The following is a 21,394-nucleotide window of genomic DNA, read 5'->3' as shown; positions in this document are numbered from 1 at the left end:
CCTCCATTGGTTAAAGTTTAACCTGCACCGCGATAAACACTAGACCAATGGAATAGAAAATGCGTTTCTAATCAATTTAAGTGATTGACTGGAATTTAAGCAATTTGTAAAGATTTTTTGGCGGGGCTTTGGGGAATGGAGCTGTGAGCTATGTTTGGTGTGAGCAAAGGTAGGTTGCAGTCGACGCGCAGCGGCGGTGCAACACGACAACCTGATTTGGCTGTTCACATAATTCAGTGCTAACATTTGTACACACACAACCTAAGAGGATTTGTTATGGAAACCAGAATTCAGTTTCGTGTTGATGAAGAAACCAAACGCCTTGCTCAGCTGATGGCTGAAAGTCAGGGGCGAACTTTAAGTGATGCCTGCCGCCAACTCACTGAGCAACTCGCAGCTGAGCAACGAAAAGTCAGCGCCCATGATCAATGGCTCACAGTGCAAGTAAATGCTGCCTTTGAAAAACTGGATACAGGTAACGCTAAGTTCGTCAGTCACGAACAAGCGAAAATCAGCATGGCAGAACGCAAAGCTAAAATTCGCAGTAGAGCTAACGGATGATTTACTGGGAAGAGGAGGCGCTGAACGATAGGGAAAAAATTTTTGAATACCTTTATGCAGTAAACCCTTTAGCCGCCGAAAGAACCGATGAACTTATCGAAGCCAAAGTCGAAAATCTATTGGATCACCCGTTAATGGGTATCCAGCGCGCTTCGGTCCGTGGTCGTTTGCTGATTATTCCTGAAGTATCCATGATTGTTTCTTATTGGATTGATGGTTCAACTATCCGGGTTATGCGGGTTTTGCATCAAAAGCAGCAGTTTCCCGGGCTAGAAAGATAATTTTGGAATAGTGGCTAAATTTGACAGTTGACGTAACAATTTAAGCCCATACAAGTCAAGAAAGTTAGTGCGGGCTCAGCTCAAAGCTCCTACTGAGACTCCCCCAGCTGCGAGCCACTTGCAACAAACCATAAACGTCAATTGCTCTTGGCCCCTAGAAGATAAAGTGAATTTAACAAGTGGCAGGTTTGCGGTTAGTAACAACACTTGCCTCGCCTCAACTTTTATTAACAGCAGAGTCAAAGAATGCCTGAACTAACAAAGATAAAAACGATTGATATGAGACTTATTGAAGACTTGTTTGAGATGGGTAGTGGCTATGTATTAGACTTCAGCAATAAAACATTTTCCGAATTTTTCGACGATGAGTTGGGAATAAAAATCGATGATCCTTGTTATGAACTAGAAGGAACAAGTAAAGCCAAGCGACTTAGATATTTCCTTAAAACGAGTGGGCAGGCCACAAGGCTAAAAACGCTAAAGGCTTTGTGGGAGTATCGTGAAGCCAACCGACGTCGAATCAGTGCAGAAGATAGATTTCCAAATGCAGAAAGAGAGTTTTATTCTCTGCTTGAGCGCTTGGGGGGCAACAAACCTGTTGAACCAGCCAAAAGAGAGCCTTTTCAAGCACGAACTTCAATCGATCCGAGAATCTCAGTTTTACTTAGAGATAGATTGATCGATTTGAGTAATCTTCAACCGCAACAACGTGGTTTTGCATTTGAAAAATTTCTAACAGAACTCTTTGAAATTAATGGACTCATGCCACGTGCATCATTTCGTCTAGTTGGAGAACAGATAGATGGCAGTTTTGAGTTGTCGTCAGAGACATATTTGCTGGAGGCAAAATGGACGAATACACCAATTGGCGTATCCGATCTGCATTCTTTCCAAGGAAAGATTGAACAAAAGGCTGCTTGGTCGAGAGGGATATTCATTAGCGAAAGTGGTTTTTCAGAAGAAGGACTAAAAGCTTTTGGCCGTGGAAAAAAGATTATATGTATGGATGGATTAGATCTATACGAAATGTTAGACCGAAATATTGCTTTTGCAGATGTCGTTTCAAGAAAAGTACGGAGGGCCGCTGAAAGCGGTAATCCATTCGTAAGGGTGCGTGATATTTTCTGATTATGCTTATTCTGTAACCTAATAGAGATACTGATGAAGCCAATACAATCAAAACCAATTTCAAATGCAAAACAGGACGCGCAGCAACTCTTGGCAGAAATAAGAATTGCCGAAGCTCAGATTTCTGCGGGTTTAGGTATAGATAATGCTTCGGCTCGGTCAGTTATACTTAAACGATTAGCGAAGAGGAAATGAACAAAGTCTAATACCAAACACCAGTAACTGCGTAGTGAGCGATCAAAAGTGAGCGCGGGAGGCGCGAACGGGCGAACGTAGTAGTTGGTGGTGGTTGGGCTGGTTCAGAGAGCTGTTTGGCCCCTTAAAAATCCCCCCCATAAACAGAAAACCCGGCATATGCCGGGTTTTCCTTTAAGAAACAATGACGTAACTAAGTTACATCATTCCGCCCATTCCGCCCATGCCGCCCATATCTGGCATTGATGGAGAGTCTTTCTTCGGCAGTTCTGTGACCATAGCTTCGGTGGTGATCATCAGAGAACCAACAGAAGCTGCGAACTGCAGAGCAGAACGGGTAACTTTAGTTGGATCCAGGATACCCATTTCCAGCATATCGCCGTACACGCCAGTTGCAGCGTTGTAACCGTAGTTGCCTGAACCGTTTTTCACGTTGTTTACCACAACTGATGGCTCTTCACCGGCGTTATCAACGATTTGACGCAGAGGTGCTTCCATCGCACGCAGTGCGATTTTGATACCGTGGTTCTGGTCTTCGTTGATGCCACGCAGGTCAACCAGCTTGGCAGCTACACGTACTAAAGCCACGCCACCGCCAGGTACTACGCCTTCTTCAACGGCAGCACGGGTTGCGTGCAGCGCGTCTTCTACGCGGTGTTTTTTCTCTTTCATTTCGATTTCAGTGGCAGCGCCTACTTTAATCACAGCAACACCACCAGCTAACTTAGCCAGGCGCTCTTGCAGTTTTTCTTTATCGTAATCTGAAGTGGCGTCTTCCACTTGTTGACGGATTTGCTTCACGCGACCGTCAATGGCTTCCTGCTCACCGGCACCATCAATGATAGTGGTGTTGTCTTTGGTGATCACAACACGTTTAGCAGTACCTAAATCTTCCAGCGTTGCTTTTTCCAGCTCTAAGCCGATTTCTTCAGAAATCACTACACCGCCAGTTAATACAGCAATGTCTTGCAGCATAGCTTTACGACGGTCACCGAAACCTGGAGCTTTCACCGCAGAAACTTTCACGATACCGCGCATGTTGTTCACAACCAGCGTAGCTAAAGCTTCGCCTTCTAAATCTTCAGCGATGATCAGCAGTGGTTTGCCTGACTTGGCCACGCCTTCTAATACCGGCAGTAATTCACGGATGTTGCTGATTTTTTTATCAACAGTCAGGATGAACGGGTTGTCCAGTTCTACCTGGCCAGCTTCCGGGTTGTTGATGAAGTACGGAGACAGGTAACCACGGTCAAACTGCATACCTTCAACCACAGCCAGCTCGTTCGCTAAGCCCTGGCCTTCTTCAACAGTGATCACGCCTTCTTTGCCTACTTTGTCCATGGCATTGGCAATGATTTGGCCAATTTCATCGTCAGAGTTTGCAGAGATAGTACCCACCTGAGCAATTGCTTTGGTGTCGGCACATGGCTGGGATAATAATTTCAGTTCAGCAACAGCAGCGATCACAGCTTTGTCGATACCACGTTTTAAATCCATTGGATTCATACCGGCAGCAACAGCTTTTACGCCTTCGTTGATAATGTTTTGCGCTAACACAGTGGCAGTAGTAGTACCGTCACCGGCTTCGTCATTGGCTTTAGAAGCAACTTCTTTCACCATTTGTGCGCCCATGTTTTCGAACTTGTCTTCCAGCTCGATTTCTTTGGCAACAGATACACCATCTTTGGTGATCATTGGCGAACCAAATGACTTGTCCAGAATGACGTTACGGCCTTTAGGGCCTAAAGTAACGCGCACTGCGTTTGCTAAAATGTTGACGCCTTTGAGCATCTTGTTACGGGCGTCATCGCCAAAACGTACTTCTTTTGCAGCCATTTTAAAAATTCCTCTGAATACTTTGAAATTAAATTAGAAAGTTCGGTTTAATTATTCGGTGATCACGCCAAGGATGTTGTCTTCTTTAGTGATGACATATTCCTGGCCTTCGATTTTTTCAGTGCGTTCTACGTAAGCACCAAAGATCACTTTGTCGCCGACTTTCACATCTAAAGGACGGACTGTGCCGTTTTCTAAAATGCGGCCGTTGCCTACAGCAACAACTTCACCACGAGTAGATTTTTCAGCAGAAGCGCCAGTCAGCACAATACCACCAGCGGATTTGCTTTCAGCTTCTAAACGCTTGATGATGACGCGATCGTGTAATGGACGAATATTCATGCTTTTTTATCTCCTAAAAGCGATTTGGGTTTAACATTGATTGTTAAATTGAATGTCAGCTATATGGGGCAATCTCCTTATGAACCCAAGGGCTATTTTTTAAAAATTTTGCGCTTTTGAGTGTTTCTGCTTATTTTTTGTGCAAACACAGTGTTTTGTGCAACAAAACCAGTACTTCGCGGGTCTTGTTTGCCGTGACAAAGAGGATTCGACCATGATGATGGAACTGATTTTATGCAATTGTCCTGATTTACAGGTGGCAGAGCGCATAACTCAGCACTTGCTGGAGCGAAAACTGGCGGCTTGTGTTAACGTTTTGCCTGCGGTGCAATCGCATTATGTCTGGCAGGGCAAACTTGAACAAAGCACTGAAATTCCGTTGTTAATTAAGGCCAGGAAAGAAGATTTTATCGAAATTGAACAGGCCATTTGTGCTTTACACCCGTATGAAGTGCCTGAAATTATTGCCATTGCCGCGCAACAAGTATTCGCCCCCTATTTACAGTGGGTTCAAGAGGTAACGAGTCGTGATTAAGAGTTTTTTATTTAGCCTGCTGTTAAGTCTCTCTTTTATAAGCCAGGCCCAAAGTACCAATGCGCTGGCTGCCTTGCAGCAAGGTTCACAGTTTCTGCCGGTAGAGCAGGCTTTTGTGATGGATTTCCGTCAGCAGGACGATTCAACAGGCCAGGCGAAATTACAAGTCAGCTTTACCATAGCGGACGGTTACTACCTGTATAAAGACAAGTTTAAGTTTGTGGGTATAGATGCGGCCTTTTCCCATCCGCAGTATCCAAAAGGCGTGATGATCCACGACGAATACTATCAAGATTCAGAGGTGTATTTCCATCAGGTGGTACTGGATATTCCACTGAGCCAATTAGGCTCTGAAGCCATGCTCAAAGTGCGCTTCCAGGGCTGTGCTGAAGCAGGTTTATGTTATCCGGTGCAAACGCTGGATATTCCACTGATAACGCCAGCCGCTGACGAAGGCCCGGCAGCGAGTGCCAGCACTGCTGATGCCGCAGCCGCTTTGGGTATAGTTGATAACTCTGCAGCGAATACTTCAACAACTTCTACAGCTCCTGTGTCAGAACAACTGCAACTGCTGGATAAACTACAAACCGACAGCACAGTCAAAGCGCTGTTTTTGTTTTTCCTGTTGGGTTTAGGTTTAGCTTTTACGCCTTGTGTTTTCCCTATGTATCCTATTTTAACCAGCATTATTGTAGGACAAGGCCAGCAGTTATCCGGCAAACGCGCTTTTAGTTTGTCGATGGCTTATGTGCAGGGTATGGCGGTCAGCTACTCCTTATTGGGTTTATTGGTCGCAAGCTTAGGTTTGCAATTCCAAACCTACTTTCAGCACCCTATAGTCCTGGTTGCCATCAGCATTTTATTTGTCGCTTTGGCTTTGGCTATGTTTGGCGTCTTTAACTTAAGCCTGCCGGAGAAATGGCAAAACAAGGTGAATAGCTTAAGCAACAAACAACAAGGTGGCAGCATTAAAGGTGCGGCTTTGATGGGTTTGTTATCAGGTTTAGTCGCCTCGCCTTGCACTACAGCACCTTTAACAGCGGCACTTTTATATGTAGCTCAGTCCGGCGATTTAGCCTTGGGTGCTTTAACGCTGTATATCTTAAGTATGGGTATGGGTTTGCCTTTGCTGATTTTAGGCAGCACTGGCGGTAAGTTTTTACCTAAAGCCGGTGCCTGGATGGATGTCGTCAAAGCCAGCTTCGGTTTCCTGTTATTAGCAGTACCAGTTTGGCTACTGAGCCGTTTCCTGCCTGCTTACGTGGTGGTGATTGCCGCAACTCTAGTCTTGTTAATGCTGGCCGTATATTTACACCGCTTATCGCAGCAGCTCTCTTCCGGCACTACAGGCCAAAGTATCAGTTGGATGCTGGCCTTAGTGATTGTGCTGGGAACTACAGGCGCAAACTTATGGTATTGGTTGCCTGGAACTACAGTGACAACTACGCAAGCCACTCAGACACAAAACACCGAATTTAAACTGGTGAAAACTTTGGATGAGCTGCAACAGGAAGTGAAAAAATCAGCCGAAGCAGGTAAACCTGTGCTGGTCGATTTGTTCGCCGAATGGTGTGTGGCCTGTAAAGAGTTTGAGCACATCACTTTTGCTGATGGCGAAGTGAAAAGCTTAATGGCGCAGTTCACCTTAATTAAGATAGATGTGACCAATGCGACCGATCAGGATCAGCAATTGTTGGATCATTTTCAGGTTTTAGGTTTGCCAACTTTGCTGTTATTTGACAAAAACGGCAGCGAATTAACGCAATCTCGCATCACTGGCTTCATGGGACCGAAAGATTTTAGTGCCCATTTAGGCCCAATACTGCAGTAAAAATTTCCGCGCTACTCACGGCAAAGTCAGACTGGCTCTGACTTTGCCTGAATTTCCCGACTTCATTTTCAACTTCGCAAAAAAGTTCCGTTCTGCTGATAAGACCAGTATTTTGCTGCCATTTGCAACGATTTCACTATAATAAGCGGCAAATCTGCAGCGACAGCTGGTCGCTGAACAAAAAAGATGCAATTGCTTTATGCCTTTGGCAAGATAGTTAGCAATCAATAAAAATGACGGGATATTCGCGCTATATGTCTACAAACTTACGTATTTTGCTGCTCAACGGCCCTAACTTAAATATGTTAGGCAAACGTGAGCCTCAAATTTATGGCGCCGCTACTTTACCGCAAATTGTTGATGGCTTAACTGCCCATGCCAAAGAGCTGAATGCCACTTTGACTCATCTGCAATCCAACGCCGAACATGAGCTCATCAACGCGATTCAGCAAAGCTTAGGACAACAGGACTTTATTATTATCAACCCGGGCGCATATACCCATACCAGCGTGGCTATTCGTGATGCGCTGCTGGCCGTGGCTATCCCTTTTATTGAAGTGCATTTGTCCAATGTACATGCGCGGGAAGAATTCCGTCGTCACTCGTATTTATCCGATATCGCCAAAGGTGTGATTTGTGGTTTAGGTGCCAAAGGCTACCACTACGCACTGGAATCGGCGGTGTCGTCCTTATCAACCATTCCATCAAATTAATTAGGCAACTACGTCATGGATATCAGAAAAATTAAAAAATTGATCGAACTGCTGGAAGAATCAGGCATTAACGAGCTTGAAATTACTGAAGGCGAAGAATCCGTTCGTATCAGCCGCAATGGCCCAATGCAACAATATGCTCCTATGCACTATGCTGCAGCGCCAATGCAACAAGCTCCTGCTGCAGCGCCAGTTGCAGCCGCTCCTGCTGAAGCTGCCAAGCCGGTAGTCACAGGTCACCAGATGCGTTCACCTATGGTAGGTTCGTTCTACCGCGCTGCATCTCCTACTTCTAAATCTTTTGTTGAAGTGGGTCAGAGCGTTAAAGTGGGCGACACACTGTGTATTATCGAAGCGATGAAAATGATGAACCAGATCCAGTCTGACAAGGCCGGTGTGGTGACACAAATTCTGGTAGAAAACGGCGAGCCGGTTGAGTTTGACCAGCCATTATTTGTGATCGAATAAGTTAAAAGGCAGACTCATGCTAGAAAAAGTACTGATCGCCAACCGGGGTGAAATTGCACTGCGTATTTTACGTGCGTGTAAGGAACTCGGTATCAAAACGGTGGCTGTGCATTCCACAGTAGACCGTAATCTGAAACACGTGCTGCTGGCCGATGAGACCATTTGTATTGGTCCTGCGCCATCACCTTTAAGTTACTTAAATATTCCTGCGCTGATTGCCGCAGCTGAAGTGACCAATGCCCAGGCTATTCACCCGGGTTATGGTTTCTTAGCTGAACGCGCTGACTTTGCGCAGCAAGTGGAAGAAAGTGGTCTGGTGTTTATCGGCCCACGTCCTGAGTCTATCCGTTTAATGGGTGACAAGGTTTCTGCCATTGAAGCGATGAAAAAAGCTGGTGTACCTTGTGTACCAGGTTCTGACGGCGCTGTAGGCGACGACGACGAAGTCAACAAAGCCATTGCTAAACGTATCGGTTACCCGATTATCGTTAAAGCTGCTGGTGGTGGTGGTGGTCGTGGTATGCGTGTAGTGCGCAGCGAAGACGAATTGGTTGAATCTATTGCGATGACCAAAAACGAAGCTGGCACTGCTTTTGGTAATGACATGGTGTACATGGAGAAATTCCTGGAAAACCCACGTCATATCGAAATTCAGGTGCTGGCTGATGGTCAGGGCAATGCCATTCACTTAGGTGAACGTGACTGCTCTATGCAACGTCGTCACCAGAAAGTGGTAGAAGAAGCGCCAGCTCCTGGTATTACACCTGAACTGCGTAACTTTATCGGTGCCCGTTGTGTGCAGGCTTGTATCGACCTGAACTACCGCGGTGCTGGTACTTTTGAATTCCTGTTTGAAGACGGCGAGTTTTATTTCATCGAAATGAACACCCGTATTCAGGTAGAACACCCTGTGACAGAAATGATCACTGGTGTGGATCTGATTAAAGAGCAGCTGCGCATCGCCTCTGGCATGCCACTGAGCATTAAGCAGTCAGATATTGTGATCCGTGGCCATGCTGTGGAATGCCGTATCAACGCTGAAGATGCCAAGACGTTCATTCCGTCGCCAGGCACCATCACCCGCTTCCACCCGCCAGGTGGCAACGGTGTGCGTTGGGATTCGCATATTTACGCTGATTACACAGTGCCGCCAAACTACGATTCAATGGTTGGTAAGCTGATCACTTACGGTGAAAACCGCGAAATCGCAATAGCCCGTATGCGTAATGCATTAAGCGAACTGCTGGTCGGTGGTATCAAAACCAATATCGAGCTGCACAAGCTGATTATGACAGACGAGAACTTCAATAAAGGTGGAACTAACATCCACTATCTTGAACATAAACTCGGCCTGAAGTAATACCCGGCGTACTTGAAGCCGCAGCGTTGTTGACTGCGTGCCCGAGCCCCAGTCACATAGGACAACTATGCTCCTGGGGTCTCAAGCTCTTGTCGCCTAGCTGCAACATCAATTACTTTGGGTATTGGTCTTGCTGGCGTACTTGAAGCCGCAGCGTTGTTGTCTTTATAGCGCAGCATTGCAGCCCGCCAAAGCCACCTTCACGGTGGCTTTTCTTTTTGCGCCACCGAAGCGCTGATTTTACGCCGCCAAACTGCTACAATTCGCGCCCATTTCCAGAGAGTGAAGAGCAAAGCCATGCCGTGGATCCAATTACGCGTAAACAGCACTGAAAAACAAGCCGAGCAGGTCAGCGATATGCTGATGAGCTGGGGCGCGCAAGCTGTCAGTTTTGTTGACGCCAAAGACACCCCTATTTACGAACCTTTGCCGGGTGAAGTCTTGTATTGGGAAAACACTGTGGTAGTGGGTTTGTTTGATGCCGAGCACAAAATGGACAAAGTGGTGCGTCAGCTGGAAAAAGCCGCCATTTTCAAAAACGGTGTGCAGTACAAGCTGGAACAACTGGAAGACAAAGACTGGGAAAGAGAATGGATGGATAACTTCCACCCTATCCGTTTTGGTAACCGTTTATGGGTTTGCCCAAGCTGGCGCGATATTCCAGACCCAACGGCAGTGAACGTGATGCTCGACCCTGGCCTGGCTTTTGGTACCGGTACTCACCCAACTACAGCGCTTTGTATGGAATGGCTGGATGCGCAGGAATTGTCGCAAAGTTTAGTGGTCGATTTTGGCTGTGGCTCAGGTATTTTAGGTATTGCCGCATTAAAGCTTGGCGCTAAGCGTGTGGTCGGTATCGACATTGACCCGCAAGCTATTGAGTCCAGCCTCGCCAACGCTACCCGCAACGGCGTAGAGCAACAAATTGAGCTGTATTTACCGAAGGATCAACCTGCATCATTACAAGCCGATGTAGTAGTGGCGAATATTTTGGCCGGCCCGCTTGCACAATTGAGCGGCATTATCAGTGCTTATGTCAAACCCGGTGGCTTACTGGCGCTGTCCGGCATTCTGGAAAGTCAGGCTCAGTCGGTGATAGATGCGTATGCGGCAGAATTTGAGTTTGACCCGGTAGCAGTCAAAGAAGAATGGGTGCGCTTAACGGCGCGGAAAAACGTTTAAAGCCTTATCTATAGCCTAAGTAGTTGGAGTTGCAGGGCGGCGACAAGTTGCGAGACCCCATGAGCATAGTAGTTCCTATGTGATTGGGGCGAGCGGCGCAGTCAACAAAGCTGCAGCTTCAAATACGACGGCTATACAGGCGACCTGCCCGGTCGCCTGTTTTTGCGAACTCATATTAGTACACCCAACGTTCTGGCAGTATTAACGCAGCTGCGATATAAGCTACCACTACAGCAACTGGAAAACAGAACGCCAGCAATACCACAACTGCGCGGACTAACCAGATGGGTTGCTCATAAAAAGCCGCAAAACCTGCACATACACCTGAAATTTTACGTTTGGCCTTGTTCACAAACCAGGCATTTTTATCGCGACCTATACTCATATTCTTACTCCTCAATCTTGTTATGTACTGCTTTATCCAGCATCCACATCAAACCAGCTAAAGCCCAGACCACGACAATGTTGATAATAATTAGCGACATGTCCTGCTCCTCCCTAAACCGGCTAAACCCATTCAGACTTCGTCTGCAGCCCAGCTGCCTACAATGCCAAACCATGCTAAAACAACCATCAGTGCTGCTATTTCCATTTTGACTCTCCTTACCTGCCGTTTATATTTTGTGCTTTTGCTGATTCATATCAGCGCTTAGCTAATTAGACTTCGTCTGCAGCCCAGCTACCTACAATGCCGAACCATGCTAAAACAACCATCAGTGCTACCATTTCCATTTTGACTCTCCTCTCGTTTATGTTTTTGCGATTTTGCTGATACTCACCAGCGCTTTGTTATTTAGACTTCGTCTGCAGCCCAGCTGCCAACAATGCCGAACCAAGCTAATACAACCATCAGTGCTGCTATTTCCATTTTGACTATCCTCAATCTTAGTTAGTGGTTTAATTCATCATCAGTTCATCTGTTGATATCTATGTATTGCAGCTGTTATGCCAACTTAAAAATAAATTTTAAATCGTTGTTTTTAAATGATATTTAAACATTTCAAATGAAAACACCTATAGCTCAAATTTTATTCAAAACACATAAATGGTATTTTTAACCACTTTTTAGTTGATTTAAAAACAGGCAATTATGGCTAAATTCAGACATGCAAATGCAGCAGGATGGCACTACAGAAGAGTTTGAAAATTGGCAGAAATAAAGGGATCGACAGGTGCAAACAGGAAAGCAGAAAAGGACTTAAAAAAACAAAACCCGGTACTACTTAAAACCGGGTTGAGCCAGGAATATCGAAAGGGGGTAATAACCAATGCCAGATCACAGACACCAGGCCAACACTAACTACGGGCAATAAAAACAGACCCAACAACCCTAATGTTAAGCTCAGCATCCTTAGTCCACCTTAGCTACTGCGATTACAGCTTCTTTTTCAGTTTCGGTGGTGGTCACTAAAGTGCTTTCCAGTTCGGCCAGAGCTTTTTGGCTTTGCTCCAGAATCGCAACTTTTAACTCAGCCATTTGCTGGCTCATCAGTTCAGCAGCAAAAGCGCTGACAGCTTGTGTATTGACTGAAGGTAAGCTCAGTTCATTGGCTTGTACTGATGGGGTAGCAGCAAAAGCCGCAGCGGTAACAAGGACTAACGTAGCAAGTGTTTTCATGGTCGTGCTCCTTAATGAGTAGTGAAGTTCACTATCTCTATTTCAAGGTGCGTGCCACACTGAAATTAATTTTTAAGCCATTGATAATTATGAACTTAAAATTAATTCAACCTATTTTCCAATAAAACACCAAAAGACTAAAAACAAAAAAGTGGTGAATTTCACCACTTTTTGAATATTTGATATTCACACTATTAAAGCTGCGGCACCTTTTTCAGCGCGTCCAGCATCACCTGTGGACCACTGGTCGGTAAGTGGCCAATTTCACTTAAATGCCGCCGCCATAAACGGGCACCTGGCACGCCCTGAAACAACCCCAGCATATGTCGTGCTATGTGCCAGAAACGCGCGCCCTGCGCCATTTGACGCTCAATATAAGGCAACATCAGCTCAACCACCTGATGCGGCGTTGGCACAGCGCGTGGGTTGTTATAAATAGCAGCATCAATTTGCGCCAGCATCAACGGGTTGCTGTACGCCTCACGGCCCACCATCACACCATCTACATGCTGTAAGTGGGTTAAACAATCAGCCAACGTTTTAACGCCACCATTGATGGAGATATCTAACTGCGGGAAATCTTTTTTCAGCTGATACACCCGTTCGTAATCCAGTGGTGGAATTTCGCGGTTCTCTTTAGGGCTTAAACCACTCAACCAGGCTTTACGGGCATGCACGATAAACTGGTTACAGCCAGATTCTGCAATAGTGCCGACAAAGTCCACTAAAAACTGATAGCTGTCGTGATCATCAATACCTATACGACTTTTTACTGTGACAGGAATATCCACCACAGAGCGCATTTCATGGATACAAGCTGCGACCAATTCAGGTTTGGCCATAAGACAAGCGCCAAACATACCGTTTTGCACTCTGTCCGACGGACAACCGACGTTGATATTGATAGCGTCGTAACCCCGTTCCTGGCAAAGCTTAGCACTGTGCGCCATATCTTTAGGATCAGAACCACCCAGCTGCACTACCACAGGATGCTCTTCTTCATTAAAAGCCAGATAATCGCCCTGACCGTAAATGATGGCACCTGTGGTCACCATCTCGGTATAAAGCACCGCATGTTCAGACAACAACCGATGAAAATAGCGACAATGTTTGTCCGTCCAGTCCAGCATAGGGGCAATGCTGAAACGGTGATCCATAGTCACAGGCTTTGAAGTGGGAGTATTCGAACTAGTCATAAAACGGCTGCCATCTGGTTAATCTGCTGCTTTCTGCAGCTCTGAATACAGAGTGTAGAAAAATCGCGCGAGTATACCCCAGACGGCCAGGTATTTCAGTGTAAAGCTCAGCACAAAACAAGTTTTAGCGAGGATCAAGCCTGAGATTTAAGCAGCAACAAACTGTAACGCGAACTCAGCTCCAGCAAAGCTATTTTTCTCTCACCCTTTTTTAAGGGTAATTCGCCGGTACGAACTTTATTGCGTTTTAACCGCAGCAACTGATAACCCGCCAGATACACCAGCAATTTCCGGCTGTATTCTTCAAACCAGGAGCCGTTAAAGTGATGGATGCTGAAGTTTTCTTTGCCCGTTTCTGGCGTACAGAAGTAATGGCTTGGATAGATACAGGCATCGGCCGACAGATAGCAAAGCTGATCTCCCCGGTAAGGTTTATGCAAACCAAAGTCGCGGGCAAACAAATCGCTGATAAGGCCGGTATTTGGCGTTAAATCTTCTGAGCCATCTGTTTTATAAAATGATTTGGTATCGTAGGCGCTCAGCAAACTTTGGATAATATCATGGCCAGGGACTGCGCCCATCATGGCAGTAACCGGCGCTGTGCGGCCTTTAAAGCTTTCAAAGCCTGTGACAAAACCATGCTGACGGAAGGAGTCTAAATCTGCAGTCAACTCTAAATCGGTATCAAAGTAAAAACCACCAAACTGCTGCAAAGCATACAAACGCAGATAATCTGATACAAAAGCCCATTTTTTTGCCGCAAAAGCTTCATGAGCATAACGGTTGCTCAGGGCAGCAAGACGCTCATTATTCCATTCAATGATTTGATAGTCCGGTAAAAACTTTTTCCAGCTGGCAATACAGCGCAAAGCCAGTTCTGTTTTTGGTGAATTACCTACCCAAACATAGTGAATAATTTTTGGAATAACTGTTGGATTAACCATGGGACGCTGTTTCAACATGCAAAGTTGCTCATTAGTTTATGCTTGTGCCCAGAGCTGACTGTAATCATTTGTTACCCTTTGGTAACAACCTGAATTTGGGCGCGCGGCATATTAGTTGCCTTGGCGCAGAATAACAAGCTCTTCATTAACCATAAATTAACGGAAAACCATATAATGAAAAATACCATCGATTCATGGATAGATTAATTAGAGCCGGATAAACTCTTAACTTCTGTTTTGTATCAGGAAATCCCCACTCAAAAGCTGGAGCGGGCAAACTTCTGTGATAAACTGCCACCATTGCTACAAGAGTGAGCTGAGTTATGTCGATTGAATCTTTGGTCACCAGGGCCCGCCATATTTGTGATGTTAATGGCGCGCGCTTTACCACCATTCGTGAAAAAGTGTTTCGTTTATTGGCGGACACACACGGTGGTATTGGTGCATATGAATTACTGGAACAATTAAAAGCCAGTGAACCAGCGGCCAAACCTGCCACTATTTATCGGGCTTTGGATTTTCTGACTGAGCAGGGTTTTATTCACAAAATTGAATCAACCAACGCTTTTTTGCTTTGCCATCACTTTGAACAGCATCACCCAGCGCAATTGTTGATCTGTGATCAGTGTGGCCATGTGGAAGAATTGCATTCCTCCCCATTGCAGCAAGAATTTGTTAAATTAGCCTCAGAAAAAGGCTTTTTAATTCAAAGACAAACTGTGGAAGCTCATGGAAGTTGCCAAAGCTGTCTGAAAAAAGCGTCAAACGACTGAATCCTCTTGACGCCTTCTGGTCACACTGGCTATTTTAGTGACCAGAACAGCATAAAATTGTAAATAACTTAGAAAAATTCATACCAAAACAATAAGCTAGACTTGTGTTATATAACATAGCCACCTAATCTTGAAGTTGGCAATGCAATCAGGTCCAGACTCCGAACAGGCTAATTAAATGAATGTTGAGTATGTAAATCCGTTTCTCTCTTCGTTAGTCAATGTGTTAGGTACCATGGCCAATACTAAAATTGTGCCAGGGCAGCCACGATTAAAGAAAGACGAACAGGCTCGCGGTGAAGTATCAGGTTTGATTGGTATGATAGGCCCAACCACAAAAGGGTCGTTCTCAGTCACTTTTGAAGAATCTTTAGCGCTGGAAATCATGTCCAGAATGTTAGGCGAAAAACCTGACAAAATTAATGAAGACGTCACTGATATGGTCGGCGAAATCACTAATATGGTCACTGGTGGTGCGAAGCGTATTCTTGGCGAAAAAGGCCACGAATTCAGCATGGCGACCCCTGTTGTCGTATCAGGTAAAGGCCACACCATCACTCATAAAACCACTGGCGCGAAAATTCTGATGCCATTTGATTCAGACTTCGGCAAAGTGTTTATTGAAGTCAGCTTCGACGAATAATTTGATCTGTGCTTACAAAAAAGCCGACTTCAGTCGGCTTTTTGCTATTTAGGATTCTGCATTCAGATAGCGGAATTCGACCCTGCTGGTGATATTACATAGCAACTCGTAAGGAATAGTCTGCACCTGCTCTGCAATTTCTTCGACCGGCAAATTAGCGCCCCATAACAGCACTTCGTCACCAATCTGCACATCAGCATTGCCAATATCTACTGTGGTCATATCCATAGAGACACGTCCAACTATCGGATAACGTTGGCCTTTAATCAGTACAGGACAGCCATTGCTTGCCGCTCTTGGATAACCATCACCATAACCAACAGCTACAACTGCCACGCGGGTATCAGCAGGCGCAGTCCAGGTACCGCCATAACCTACTTTGTCACCTTGCTTGACGTCACGCACAGCAATCACGCTGCTGCTAAAGCTCATCACGGCTTTTAACTGATGTTGCTCAGCCCTGCCCTGCTCCATCGGCGAAACGCCGTATAAAGCTAAACCGGGACGGATCCAGTGGCCATGACTTTGCGGCCAGGCAAGAGTGCCGGCAGAATTGGCCAGACAAAGCTCGCCAGCCAAACCTTCAACAGTTTTCATAAAAAGATCGATCTGCTGTTGGGTGCTATCAACAGTCAGTTCATCAGCGCTGGCAAAATGAGTCATCAGCCGCATCGGCTGGATCACATTCGGGCTTTGGCACAACTGCTGATAGGCCTGCAGAAACTGCTCCGGTAATAAACCTAAGCGGTGCATACCGCTGTCCATTTTTAGCCAGACATGCACAGGTGAATCCAATGCAGCTGCAACCAGTGCCTCAACCTGACTTGGATGATGCACTACCACCTGCAAGTTACTGGCAACCACTTGCGGCAATTCGTCCGCATGGAAAAAACCTTCCAGCAGTACTATAGGTTTGACTATGCCACCAGCGCGCAGCATCAAGGCTTCATCGATACGGGCCACACCAAAAGCACTGGCGTCTTTTAGCTGTTCGGCCACTTTCAGTAAACCATGGCCATAGGCGTTGGCTTTTAATACCGCCAGCACTTTACTATTCGGAGCTGCAGCACGGACTTGTTGTAAATTATGCAATAAGGCCGCTAAATCAATGCGGGCCTGTGGACGACGACTCATTAATACTCGTCCTCAAAACGGGCTGTACCGGCGTAGTTGTCAAAACGTGAATAGCGGCCATGGAAGGTCAGGCGAATACGACCTATAGGACCGTTACGCTGTTTACCTATAATTACTTCCGCCGTGCCTTTATCCGGGCTGTCGTCGTGATACACCTCATCACGGTAGATAAACATAATTAAGTCGGCATCCTGCTCGATAGAACCGGATTCACGTAAGTCGGAGTTTACCGGACGCTTGTCGGCCCGTTGCTCCAAACTACGGTTTAGCTGCGATAAGGCAACCACAGGCACTTTTAACTCTTTGGCTAACGCTTTGAGTGAACGCGAAATTTCGGCGATTTCTAAAGTACGGTTTTCCGATAAGCCAGGCACTGTCATCAGCTGCAGGTAGTCGACCATGATCATACTCAGGCCACCATGCTCACGCGCCACACGACGGGCACGGGAACGGACTTCAGTCGGTGTTAAACCCGAGGCGTCATCGATATACATTTTGCCTTTGCTGTTCAGAAGTTCGATGGCGGACGATAAACGCGCCCAATCTTCGTCGTCCAGCTGGCCTGTCCGCACTTTGGTTTGGTCAATACGGCCTAAAGACGCCAGCATCCTCATCATAATTTGTTCGGACGGCATCTCTAAGCTGAAAATAAGCACAGGTTTGTCACTGGTAATAGCAGCGTGTTCGCACAGGTTCATCGCAAAAGTGGTTTTACCCATAGAAGGACGAGCCGCAACTATGATTAGATCCGACGGCTGCATACCGTTGGTCATTTTGTCCAGATCCATATAACCAGTGGATACACCAGTTAAACCACCGGCGCTTGGGTTACGGAACAGCTCATCTATTTTATCTATGGTTTTCGACAGGATGCTGTTGATAGGCTCAGGGCCTTCATTCGAGTTAGCGCGCTGTTCAGCAATTTTAAATACTTTAGTCTCAGCGAAGTCCAAAAGCTCAGCACTGTTACGGCCTTGTGGGTCGTAGCCAGCATCGGCAATATCGTGCGCTACAGAAATCATATCCCGCACCACGGCGCGCTCACGCACTATGTCGGCATAAGCCAGAATATTGGCCGCACTTGGGGTGTTTTTAGCAATTTCACCTAAATAAGCAAAACCGCCGACGTCAGCTAATTGCTGACTGCGTTCTAAGGTTTCGGAAACAGTAATTAAGTCGATCGGCTGGTTAGCTTCAGCCACCCGCGACATGGCGGAAAAAATAAAGCGGTGCGAACGTAAATAGAAGTCCTGCTCCACCACCTTTTCCGAGACTTTGTCCCAGGCATCATTGTCCAGCATTAAGCCGCCTAAGACGGATTGCTCGGCTTCAATGGAATGTGGCGGCATTTTTACCGCAGCGACTTGTTTATCTCTTTGCTTATTGTCCATAACACCAGAAGTTCTAGAAATTGCGACAGGCTTGTATACCCAAGATATAGCAGCTCTGCATGGGAGCGATAGCCTACCATTAAAGCATGTATCAAGGTTTGGAAAAATCAGTTAAGCGGAATTTTTTTAGCGTAAAGCGAAGGTAAAGCGGGAAGGGATTGGGCACACAAAACTGTGTGCCCAAAAGGCTTATTAAGCCTCAGCAACCACTACTACTTTGATAGTAGCTGTTACTTCTGCGTGTAACTGCAGTGCGATGTTGAATTCGCCAGTTTCACGGATAGTACCGTTAGGTAACTTCACTTCTGCTTTCGTTACTGCAACACCTGCAGCAGTGATAGCATCAGCGATATCACGTGTACCAACTGAACCGAACAATTTGCCTTCGTCACCAGCTTTAGAAGCAACTGTTACTTCAGCCAGAGCAGCGATCTTCTCAGCGCGAGCTTGAGAAGTTGCTAAAGTTTCAGCCAGTTTGGCTTCTAACTCAGCACGACGCTGTTCAAATTTTTCGATGTTAGCTTTGGTAGCTGGAACTGCTTTTCCTTGTGGGAATAAGAAGTTACGAGCATAACCAGATTTAACAGTTACGTTGTCGCCTAAACCACCAAGGTTAGCAACTTTGTCCAACAGAATAATTTCCATTGTAATACCCTCTCTGTATACGGTTTAACCAGTCGCTGTTAGCTATGTGAATCGCTGTATGGTAACAAGGCCAGGTAGCGGGCGCGTTTGATAGCGCGAGCTAATTGACGTTGATACTTAGCGCTGGTACCAGTGATACGGCTTGGGACAATTTTGCCACTTTCAGTGACATAATTTTTTAACGTAGCTGTATCTTTGTAATCGATCTCAATCACGCCTTCTGCAGAGAAACGGCAGAATTTACGGCGACGGAAATAACGAGCCATGAAACTTCTCCTAACTTAATATTTCAATCTGTTGGGCATGCAACACCAGTTTAGACTGACCGCTGCGGCTCTGATGCCGGTTTAAAAAACCTGTCACCCGAACTTTGTTTCCCAGTTTCAAATTGTGAGTTTGTTGCGTCAACCCGGCTCCTGCACAGACTACTTGTAATCTGACATAAACCTGACGGTTAAATCCGGCTTCCTGCTGCACCGATTGGTGCTCAATCACTAAATAACTGTGAGGAATACCGGCCGGACTTTCGCTGTGGTCGACCTGACGGCATATAATGCCAGTCACAACCAGGCTATTGTCCATCTGCAAATTACTCGTCGTTTGCTACCAGCTCATCTGAATCACGAGGAGCACGGTCACGACGTTCGTCACGTACCTTGGCCATTGGTGATGGCTCAGTCACGGCAGTGTTAGTGCGCATGATCAGGTTACGCAATACAGCGTCGTTGAAGCGGAAGTTAGTTTCCAGCTCGTCAATTACTGCCTGTGGCGCTTCTACGTTCATCAGAACATAGTGAGCTTTGTGCAGCTTTTCGATTGGATAAGCTAATTGACGACGGCCCCAGTCTTCTAAGCGGTGAATTGAACCACCAGCTTCTTTGATCGCGCCAGTGTAACGCTCGATCATTCCTGGAACTTGTTCACTTTGATCTGGGTGAACCATAAACACGATTTCGTAATGACGCATTGTAGCTCCTTACGGTTAGTTAGCCTCGGGTGAGCTCGGCCAGACTCGCATAGAGGCAAGGAACGTTCTGGATGGCCGAAGGGGCAGTATTCTAGGGGTTTCTTGATGCTAAAACAAGCAGCAACACTGATTTTTATCAGGCTATAGCGCGAATTTTCCGGGGATATTGCTATTTTACGGAAAAGCCCCCATAACATTTCGAACTGAGCAAGAAATACACAGGAATAACGTCATGAGTTTCAGAATAGAACGCGACAGTATGGGTGAAGTACAATTGCCATCAGAGGCCTTGTATCAGGCGCAAACGCAGCGGGCTTTGGATAACTTTCAAATCAGTCAGTTGACGATGCCTCCGGCTTTTATTAAAGCTGTACTTCGGGTAAAACAAGCTGCAGCTGCCGCCAATCTTGAGCTGAAGTTACTGGAACCAGACATTGCTTCGGCGATCAATTCTGCCGCAGAGCAACAACTACTTGAACTGGATATGGCGCACTACCCTATCGACTTGTTTCAGACAGGCTCCGGCACCAGTACCAATATGAACGTGAATGAAGTACTGGCGACTTTATCCGGAAAAAGTTCAGGCCTGGCTATTAGCCCTAACGATCATATTAATCTGGGCCAAAGCAGCAATGATGTGATCCCAACCGCTATTCATTTAAGTGCTGCTGTTGCCAACCATCAGTTGATTGAGACGCTGACCAGGCTGGAGGCTGTGATAGCGACTAAAGCTCAAGAAGTTGGTCATATAGTCAAAACAGGCCGTACTCATTTAATGGATGCGATGCCCGTGACTTTTGCTCAGGTGTTATCCGGCTGGCAGGCCCAAATTGCCCATGCACGGCAGCAACTGGAGTTTGCTCAGCAACAGGTATTAGCGCTGGCTCAGGGCGGCACAGCAGTGGGTACTGGTATTAATGCCCATCCGGATTTTGCTGCTTTGTTTTGTCAGAAGCTAAGCGACCAGACAGGTTTAAAATTCAAACCTAGCTCCAACTTCTTTTTAAGTTTAGGCTCGCAAGACTCTATTGTGGCTTTATCAGGCGCGACCAAAGTGCTGGCTGTGGCTTTAATGAAAATCGCCAATGACTTACGCTGGATGAATTCAGGCCCATTAGCAGGTTTAGGCGAAATTGCCCTGCCTGCTCTGCAACCCGGCTCTTCCATTATGCCGGGCAAAGTGAACCCGGTGATCCCAGAGGCTGTGGCTATGGTGGCGGCTCAAGTGATAGGCAACGATGCCACTATTACAGTGGCTGGCCAGTCAGGTAACTTTGAGCTGAATGTGATGTTGCCCGTCATAGCCCATAACATCTTACAAAGCCTGGAGCTGTTAAGTTCAGCAAGCTCTGCCTTAGGCGAAAAAGCCATAGCAGGTTTTACAGTGCAAAAAGACAAGATTGACGAAGCCTTGTCCCGTAACCCTATTCTGGTCACTGCATTGAACCCATTGATTGGGTATTTAAAAGCAGCAGATATTGCCAAGCAGGCTTACAAAGAAAAACGGCCTGTCATTGATGTCGCGGTGGAACAAACCAGTTACAGCAGAGCAGAGTTAGAAAAGTTATTGGATCCAGCCCTTTTAAGTCAGGGTTAAGAGCAAGCCAAGGTTAAAAGCAGGCAAAGGGCAGAGCAAAGACTCTGCCCTTTC

The 21,394-nt window shown here is 46.2% G+C and carries 25 protein-coding genes; 12 read left to right on the top strand and 13 right to left on the bottom strand.

Annotation, left to right across the window (positions count from 1 at the left end):
* Positions 1-276: 276 nt before the first annotated feature.
* The 3 genes from OM978_RS03410 to OM978_RS03400 all read left to right on the top strand — a co-directional run bounded on the left by OM978_RS03410 (position 277) and on the right by OM978_RS03400 (position 1,970).
* On the top strand, positions 277-561 hold the full coding sequence (locus OM978_RS03410; RefSeq protein WP_264345526.1) for a type II toxin-antitoxin system RelB/DinJ family antitoxin: 285 nt from the start codon (positions 277-279) through the stop codon (positions 559-561).
* Positions 558-842: a type II toxin-antitoxin system RelE/ParE family toxin gene (locus tag OM978_RS03405; protein ID WP_264345525.1), complete on the top strand. Its 285-nt coding sequence runs from the start codon at positions 558-560 to the stop codon at positions 840-842. Before OM978_RS03410 ends, OM978_RS03405 begins: the two co-directional genes overlap by 4 nt.
* A gap of 246 nt (positions 843-1,088) precedes the next feature.
* Positions 1,089-1,970: a restriction endonuclease gene (locus OM978_RS03400; protein ID WP_264345524.1), complete on the top strand. Its 882-nt coding sequence runs from the start codon at positions 1,089-1,091 to the stop codon at positions 1,968-1,970.
* Positions 1,971-2,363: 393 nt separating this feature from the next.
* Here the strand turns inward: OM978_RS03400 and groL are convergent, their stop codons facing one another.
* The gene (gene groL, locus OM978_RS03395; protein WP_264345523.1) at positions 2,364-4,001 is read right to left on the bottom strand and encodes a chaperonin GroEL; all 1,638 of its coding nucleotides are present in this window, start codon (positions 3,999-4,001) and stop codon (positions 2,364-2,366) included.
* Positions 4,002-4,052: 51 nt separating this feature from the next.
* Positions 4,053-4,343: a co-chaperone GroES gene (locus OM978_RS03390; protein WP_053423916.1), complete on the bottom strand. Its 291-nt coding sequence runs from the start codon at positions 4,341-4,343 to the stop codon at positions 4,053-4,055.
* A gap of 214 nt (positions 4,344-4,557) precedes the next feature.
* Between OM978_RS03390 and cutA the strand changes: the two genes are divergently transcribed.
* The 6 genes from cutA to prmA all read left to right on the top strand — a co-directional run bounded on the left by cutA (position 4,558) and on the right by prmA (position 10,432).
* Positions 4,558-4,878: a divalent-cation tolerance protein CutA gene (gene cutA, locus OM978_RS03385; protein ID WP_264345522.1), complete on the top strand. Its 321-nt coding sequence runs from the start codon at positions 4,558-4,560 to the stop codon at positions 4,876-4,878.
* On the top strand, positions 4,871-6,709 hold the full coding sequence (locus tag OM978_RS03380) for a protein-disulfide reductase DsbD (protein ID WP_264345521.1): 1,839 nt from the start codon (positions 4,871-4,873) through the stop codon (positions 6,707-6,709). The genes cutA and OM978_RS03380 overlap by 8 nt, the downstream gene beginning before the upstream one ends.
* A gap of 254 nt (positions 6,710-6,963) precedes the next feature.
* Complete coding sequence (gene aroQ, locus OM978_RS03375) at positions 6,964-7,422, top strand: type II 3-dehydroquinate dehydratase (RefSeq protein ID WP_008899125.1); 459 nt, start codon at positions 6,964-6,966, stop codon at positions 7,420-7,422.
* Positions 7,423-7,437: 15 nt separating this feature from the next.
* Positions 7,438-7,890 (top strand): acetyl-CoA carboxylase biotin carboxyl carrier protein, encoded by a 453-nt coding sequence (gene accB / locus OM978_RS03370; protein WP_264345520.1) that lies wholly within the window; start codon positions 7,438-7,440, stop codon positions 7,888-7,890.
* A 16-nt stretch (positions 7,891-7,906) separates the two neighbouring features.
* Positions 7,907-9,250, top strand: a complete 1,344-nt coding sequence (gene accC, locus OM978_RS03365) for an acetyl-CoA carboxylase biotin carboxylase subunit (RefSeq protein WP_264345519.1) — start codon at positions 7,907-7,909, stop codon at positions 9,248-9,250.
* A 297-nt stretch (positions 9,251-9,547) separates the two neighbouring features.
* Positions 9,548-10,432: a 50S ribosomal protein L11 methyltransferase gene (gene prmA / locus OM978_RS03360; protein ID WP_264345518.1), complete on the top strand. Its 885-nt coding sequence runs from the start codon at positions 9,548-9,550 to the stop codon at positions 10,430-10,432.
* Between the two features lie 175 nt (positions 10,433-10,607).
* Here prmA and OM978_RS03355 read toward each other — a convergent pair whose 3' ends face one another.
* The 5 genes from OM978_RS03355 to OM978_RS03335 form a co-directional block, all read right to left on the bottom strand.
* Positions 10,608-10,817 carry a PspC domain-containing protein gene (locus tag OM978_RS03355; RefSeq protein WP_264345517.1) on the bottom strand — a complete coding sequence of 70 codons (210 nt, stop codon included), beginning with the start codon at positions 10,815-10,817 and terminating at the stop codon, positions 10,608-10,610.
* 838 nt (positions 10,818-11,655) lie between these two features.
* Positions 11,656-11,781 carry a hypothetical protein gene (locus tag OM978_RS03350; RefSeq protein ID WP_264345516.1) on the bottom strand — a complete coding sequence of 42 codons (126 nt, stop codon included), beginning with the start codon at positions 11,779-11,781 and terminating at the stop codon, positions 11,656-11,658.
* 2 nt (positions 11,782-11,783) lie between these two features.
* Entirely contained in the window at positions 11,784-12,050 is a 267-nt protein-coding gene (locus OM978_RS03345; RefSeq protein ID WP_264345515.1) for a hypothetical protein, read from the bottom strand.
* Between the two features lie 194 nt (positions 12,051-12,244).
* Complete coding sequence (dusA, locus tag OM978_RS03340) at positions 12,245-13,246, bottom strand: tRNA dihydrouridine(20/20a) synthase DusA (protein ID WP_264345514.1); 1,002 nt, start codon at positions 13,244-13,246, stop codon at positions 12,245-12,247.
* A gap of 134 nt (positions 13,247-13,380) precedes the next feature.
* Positions 13,381-14,190: a glycosyltransferase family 32 protein gene (locus OM978_RS03335; RefSeq protein WP_264345513.1), complete on the bottom strand. Its 810-nt coding sequence runs from the start codon at positions 14,188-14,190 to the stop codon at positions 13,381-13,383.
* A gap of 323 nt (positions 14,191-14,513) precedes the next feature.
* Between OM978_RS03335 and OM978_RS03330 the strand changes: the two genes are divergently transcribed.
* A complete protein-coding gene (locus OM978_RS03330) occupies positions 14,514-14,963 on the top strand; it encodes a transcriptional repressor (RefSeq protein WP_046520098.1) in 450 nt (149 codons plus the stop codon).
* A 178-nt stretch (positions 14,964-15,141) separates the two neighbouring features.
* The gene (locus tag OM978_RS03325) at positions 15,142-15,606 is read left to right on the top strand and encodes a chemotaxis protein CheX (RefSeq protein WP_264345512.1); all 465 of its coding nucleotides are present in this window, start codon (positions 15,142-15,144) and stop codon (positions 15,604-15,606) included.
* A 48-nt stretch (positions 15,607-15,654) separates the two neighbouring features.
* On the opposite strand, the gene alr is transcribed toward OM978_RS03325, so the two are convergent.
* The 6 genes from alr to rpsF all read right to left on the bottom strand — a co-directional run bounded on the left by alr (position 15,655) and on the right by rpsF (position 19,743).
* On the bottom strand, positions 15,655-16,740 hold the full coding sequence (gene alr, locus OM978_RS03320) for an alanine racemase (protein WP_264345511.1): 1,086 nt from the start codon (positions 16,738-16,740) through the stop codon (positions 15,655-15,657).
* On the bottom strand, positions 16,740-18,131 hold the full coding sequence (dnaB, locus tag OM978_RS03315) for a replicative DNA helicase (RefSeq protein ID WP_233007672.1): 1,392 nt from the start codon (positions 18,129-18,131) through the stop codon (positions 16,740-16,742). The genes alr and dnaB overlap by 1 nt, the downstream gene beginning before the upstream one ends.
* Before the next feature lie 192 nt (positions 18,132-18,323).
* Positions 18,324-18,776 (bottom strand): 50S ribosomal protein L9, encoded by a 453-nt coding sequence (rplI, locus tag OM978_RS03310; protein WP_233007671.1) that lies wholly within the window; start codon positions 18,774-18,776, stop codon positions 18,324-18,326.
* 38 nt (positions 18,777-18,814) lie between these two features.
* A complete protein-coding gene (rpsR, locus tag OM978_RS03305) occupies positions 18,815-19,042 on the bottom strand; it encodes a 30S ribosomal protein S18 (protein WP_008899548.1) in 228 nt (75 codons plus the stop codon).
* 10 nt (positions 19,043-19,052) lie between these two features.
* Positions 19,053-19,358, bottom strand: coding sequence for a primosomal replication protein N (gene priB / locus OM978_RS03300; protein WP_264345510.1), 306 nt, complete (start codon positions 19,356-19,358; stop codon positions 19,053-19,055).
* A 7-nt stretch (positions 19,359-19,365) separates the two neighbouring features.
* A complete protein-coding gene (gene rpsF, locus OM978_RS03295) occupies positions 19,366-19,743 on the bottom strand; it encodes a 30S ribosomal protein S6 (protein ID WP_008899550.1) in 378 nt (125 codons plus the stop codon).
* Positions 19,744-19,975: 232 nt separating this feature from the next.
* Between rpsF and OM978_RS03290 the strand changes: the two genes are divergently transcribed.
* Positions 19,976-21,340 (top strand): class II fumarate hydratase, encoded by a 1,365-nt coding sequence (locus OM978_RS03290; RefSeq protein ID WP_264345509.1) that lies wholly within the window; start codon positions 19,976-19,978, stop codon positions 21,338-21,340.
* The last annotated feature ends 54 nt before the right edge of the window (positions 21,341-21,394 follow it).

It is taken from the genome of Rheinheimera sp. MM224 (genome assembly GCF_947090785.1).
In the GTDB taxonomy this organism is placed as follows: domain Bacteria; phylum Pseudomonadota; class Gammaproteobacteria; order Enterobacterales; family Alteromonadaceae; genus Pararheinheimera.
This window is presented reverse-complemented; position numbering and strand designations above follow the sequence as displayed.

Excerpts from the sequence above, each read along its gene's own strand:
- OM978_RS03410 (WP_264345526.1), top strand. The coding sequence starts at position 277 with ATGGAAACCAGAATTCAGTTTCGTGTTGATGAAGAAACCAAACGCCTT.
- OM978_RS03405 (WP_264345525.1), top strand. The coding sequence starts at position 558 with ATGATTTACTGGGAAGAGGAGGCGCTGAACGATAGGGAAAAAATTTTT.
- OM978_RS03400 (WP_264345524.1), top strand. The coding sequence starts at position 1,089 with ATGCCTGAACTAACAAAGATAAAAACGATTGATATGAGACTTATTGAA.
- groL (WP_264345523.1), bottom strand. The coding sequence starts at position 4,001 with ATGGCTGCAAAAGAAGTACGTTTTGGCGATGACGCCCGTAACAAGATG.
- OM978_RS03390 (WP_053423916.1), bottom strand. The coding sequence starts at position 4,343 with ATGAATATTCGTCCATTACACGATCGCGTCATCATCAAGCGTTTAGAA.
- cutA (WP_264345522.1), top strand. The coding sequence starts at position 4,558 with ATGATGATGGAACTGATTTTATGCAATTGTCCTGATTTACAGGTGGCA.
- aroQ (WP_008899125.1), top strand. The coding sequence starts at position 6,964 with ATGTCTACAAACTTACGTATTTTGCTGCTCAACGGCCCTAACTTAAAT.
- accB (WP_264345520.1), top strand. The coding sequence starts at position 7,438 with ATGGATATCAGAAAAATTAAAAAATTGATCGAACTGCTGGAAGAATCA.
- accC (WP_264345519.1), top strand. The coding sequence starts at position 7,907 with ATGCTAGAAAAAGTACTGATCGCCAACCGGGGTGAAATTGCACTGCGT.
- prmA (WP_264345518.1), top strand. The coding sequence starts at position 9,548 with ATGCCGTGGATCCAATTACGCGTAAACAGCACTGAAAAACAAGCCGAG.
- OM978_RS03355 (WP_264345517.1), bottom strand. The coding sequence starts at position 10,817 with ATGAGTATAGGTCGCGATAAAAATGCCTGGTTTGTGAACAAGGCCAAA.
- OM978_RS03350 (WP_264345516.1), bottom strand. The coding sequence starts at position 11,781 with ATGCTGAGCTTAACATTAGGGTTGTTGGGTCTGTTTTTATTGCCCGTA.
- OM978_RS03345 (WP_264345515.1), bottom strand. The coding sequence starts at position 12,050 with ATGAAAACACTTGCTACGTTAGTCCTTGTTACCGCTGCGGCTTTTGCT.
- dusA (WP_264345514.1), bottom strand. The coding sequence starts at position 13,246 with ATGACTAGTTCGAATACTCCCACTTCAAAGCCTGTGACTATGGATCAC.
- OM978_RS03335 (WP_264345513.1), bottom strand. The coding sequence starts at position 14,190 with ATGGTTAATCCAACAGTTATTCCAAAAATTATTCACTATGTTTGGGTA.
- OM978_RS03330 (WP_046520098.1), top strand. The coding sequence starts at position 14,514 with ATGTCGATTGAATCTTTGGTCACCAGGGCCCGCCATATTTGTGATGTT.
- OM978_RS03325 (WP_264345512.1), top strand. The coding sequence starts at position 15,142 with ATGAATGTTGAGTATGTAAATCCGTTTCTCTCTTCGTTAGTCAATGTG.
- alr (WP_264345511.1), bottom strand. The coding sequence starts at position 16,740 with ATGAGTCGTCGTCCACAGGCCCGCATTGATTTAGCGGCCTTATTGCAT.
- dnaB (WP_233007672.1), bottom strand. The coding sequence starts at position 18,131 with ATGGACAATAAGCAAAGAGATAAACAAGTCGCTGCGGTAAAAATGCCG.
- rplI (WP_233007671.1), bottom strand. The coding sequence starts at position 18,776 with ATGGAAATTATTCTGTTGGACAAAGTTGCTAACCTTGGTGGTTTAGGC.
- rpsR (WP_008899548.1), bottom strand. The coding sequence starts at position 19,042 with ATGGCTCGTTATTTCCGTCGCCGTAAATTCTGCCGTTTCTCTGCAGAA.
- priB (WP_264345510.1), bottom strand. The coding sequence starts at position 19,358 with ATGGACAATAGCCTGGTTGTGACTGGCATTATATGCCGTCAGGTCGAC.
- rpsF (WP_008899550.1), bottom strand. The coding sequence starts at position 19,743 with ATGCGTCATTACGAAATCGTGTTTATGGTTCACCCAGATCAAAGTGAA.
- OM978_RS03290 (WP_264345509.1), top strand. The coding sequence starts at position 19,976 with ATGAGTTTCAGAATAGAACGCGACAGTATGGGTGAAGTACAATTGCCA.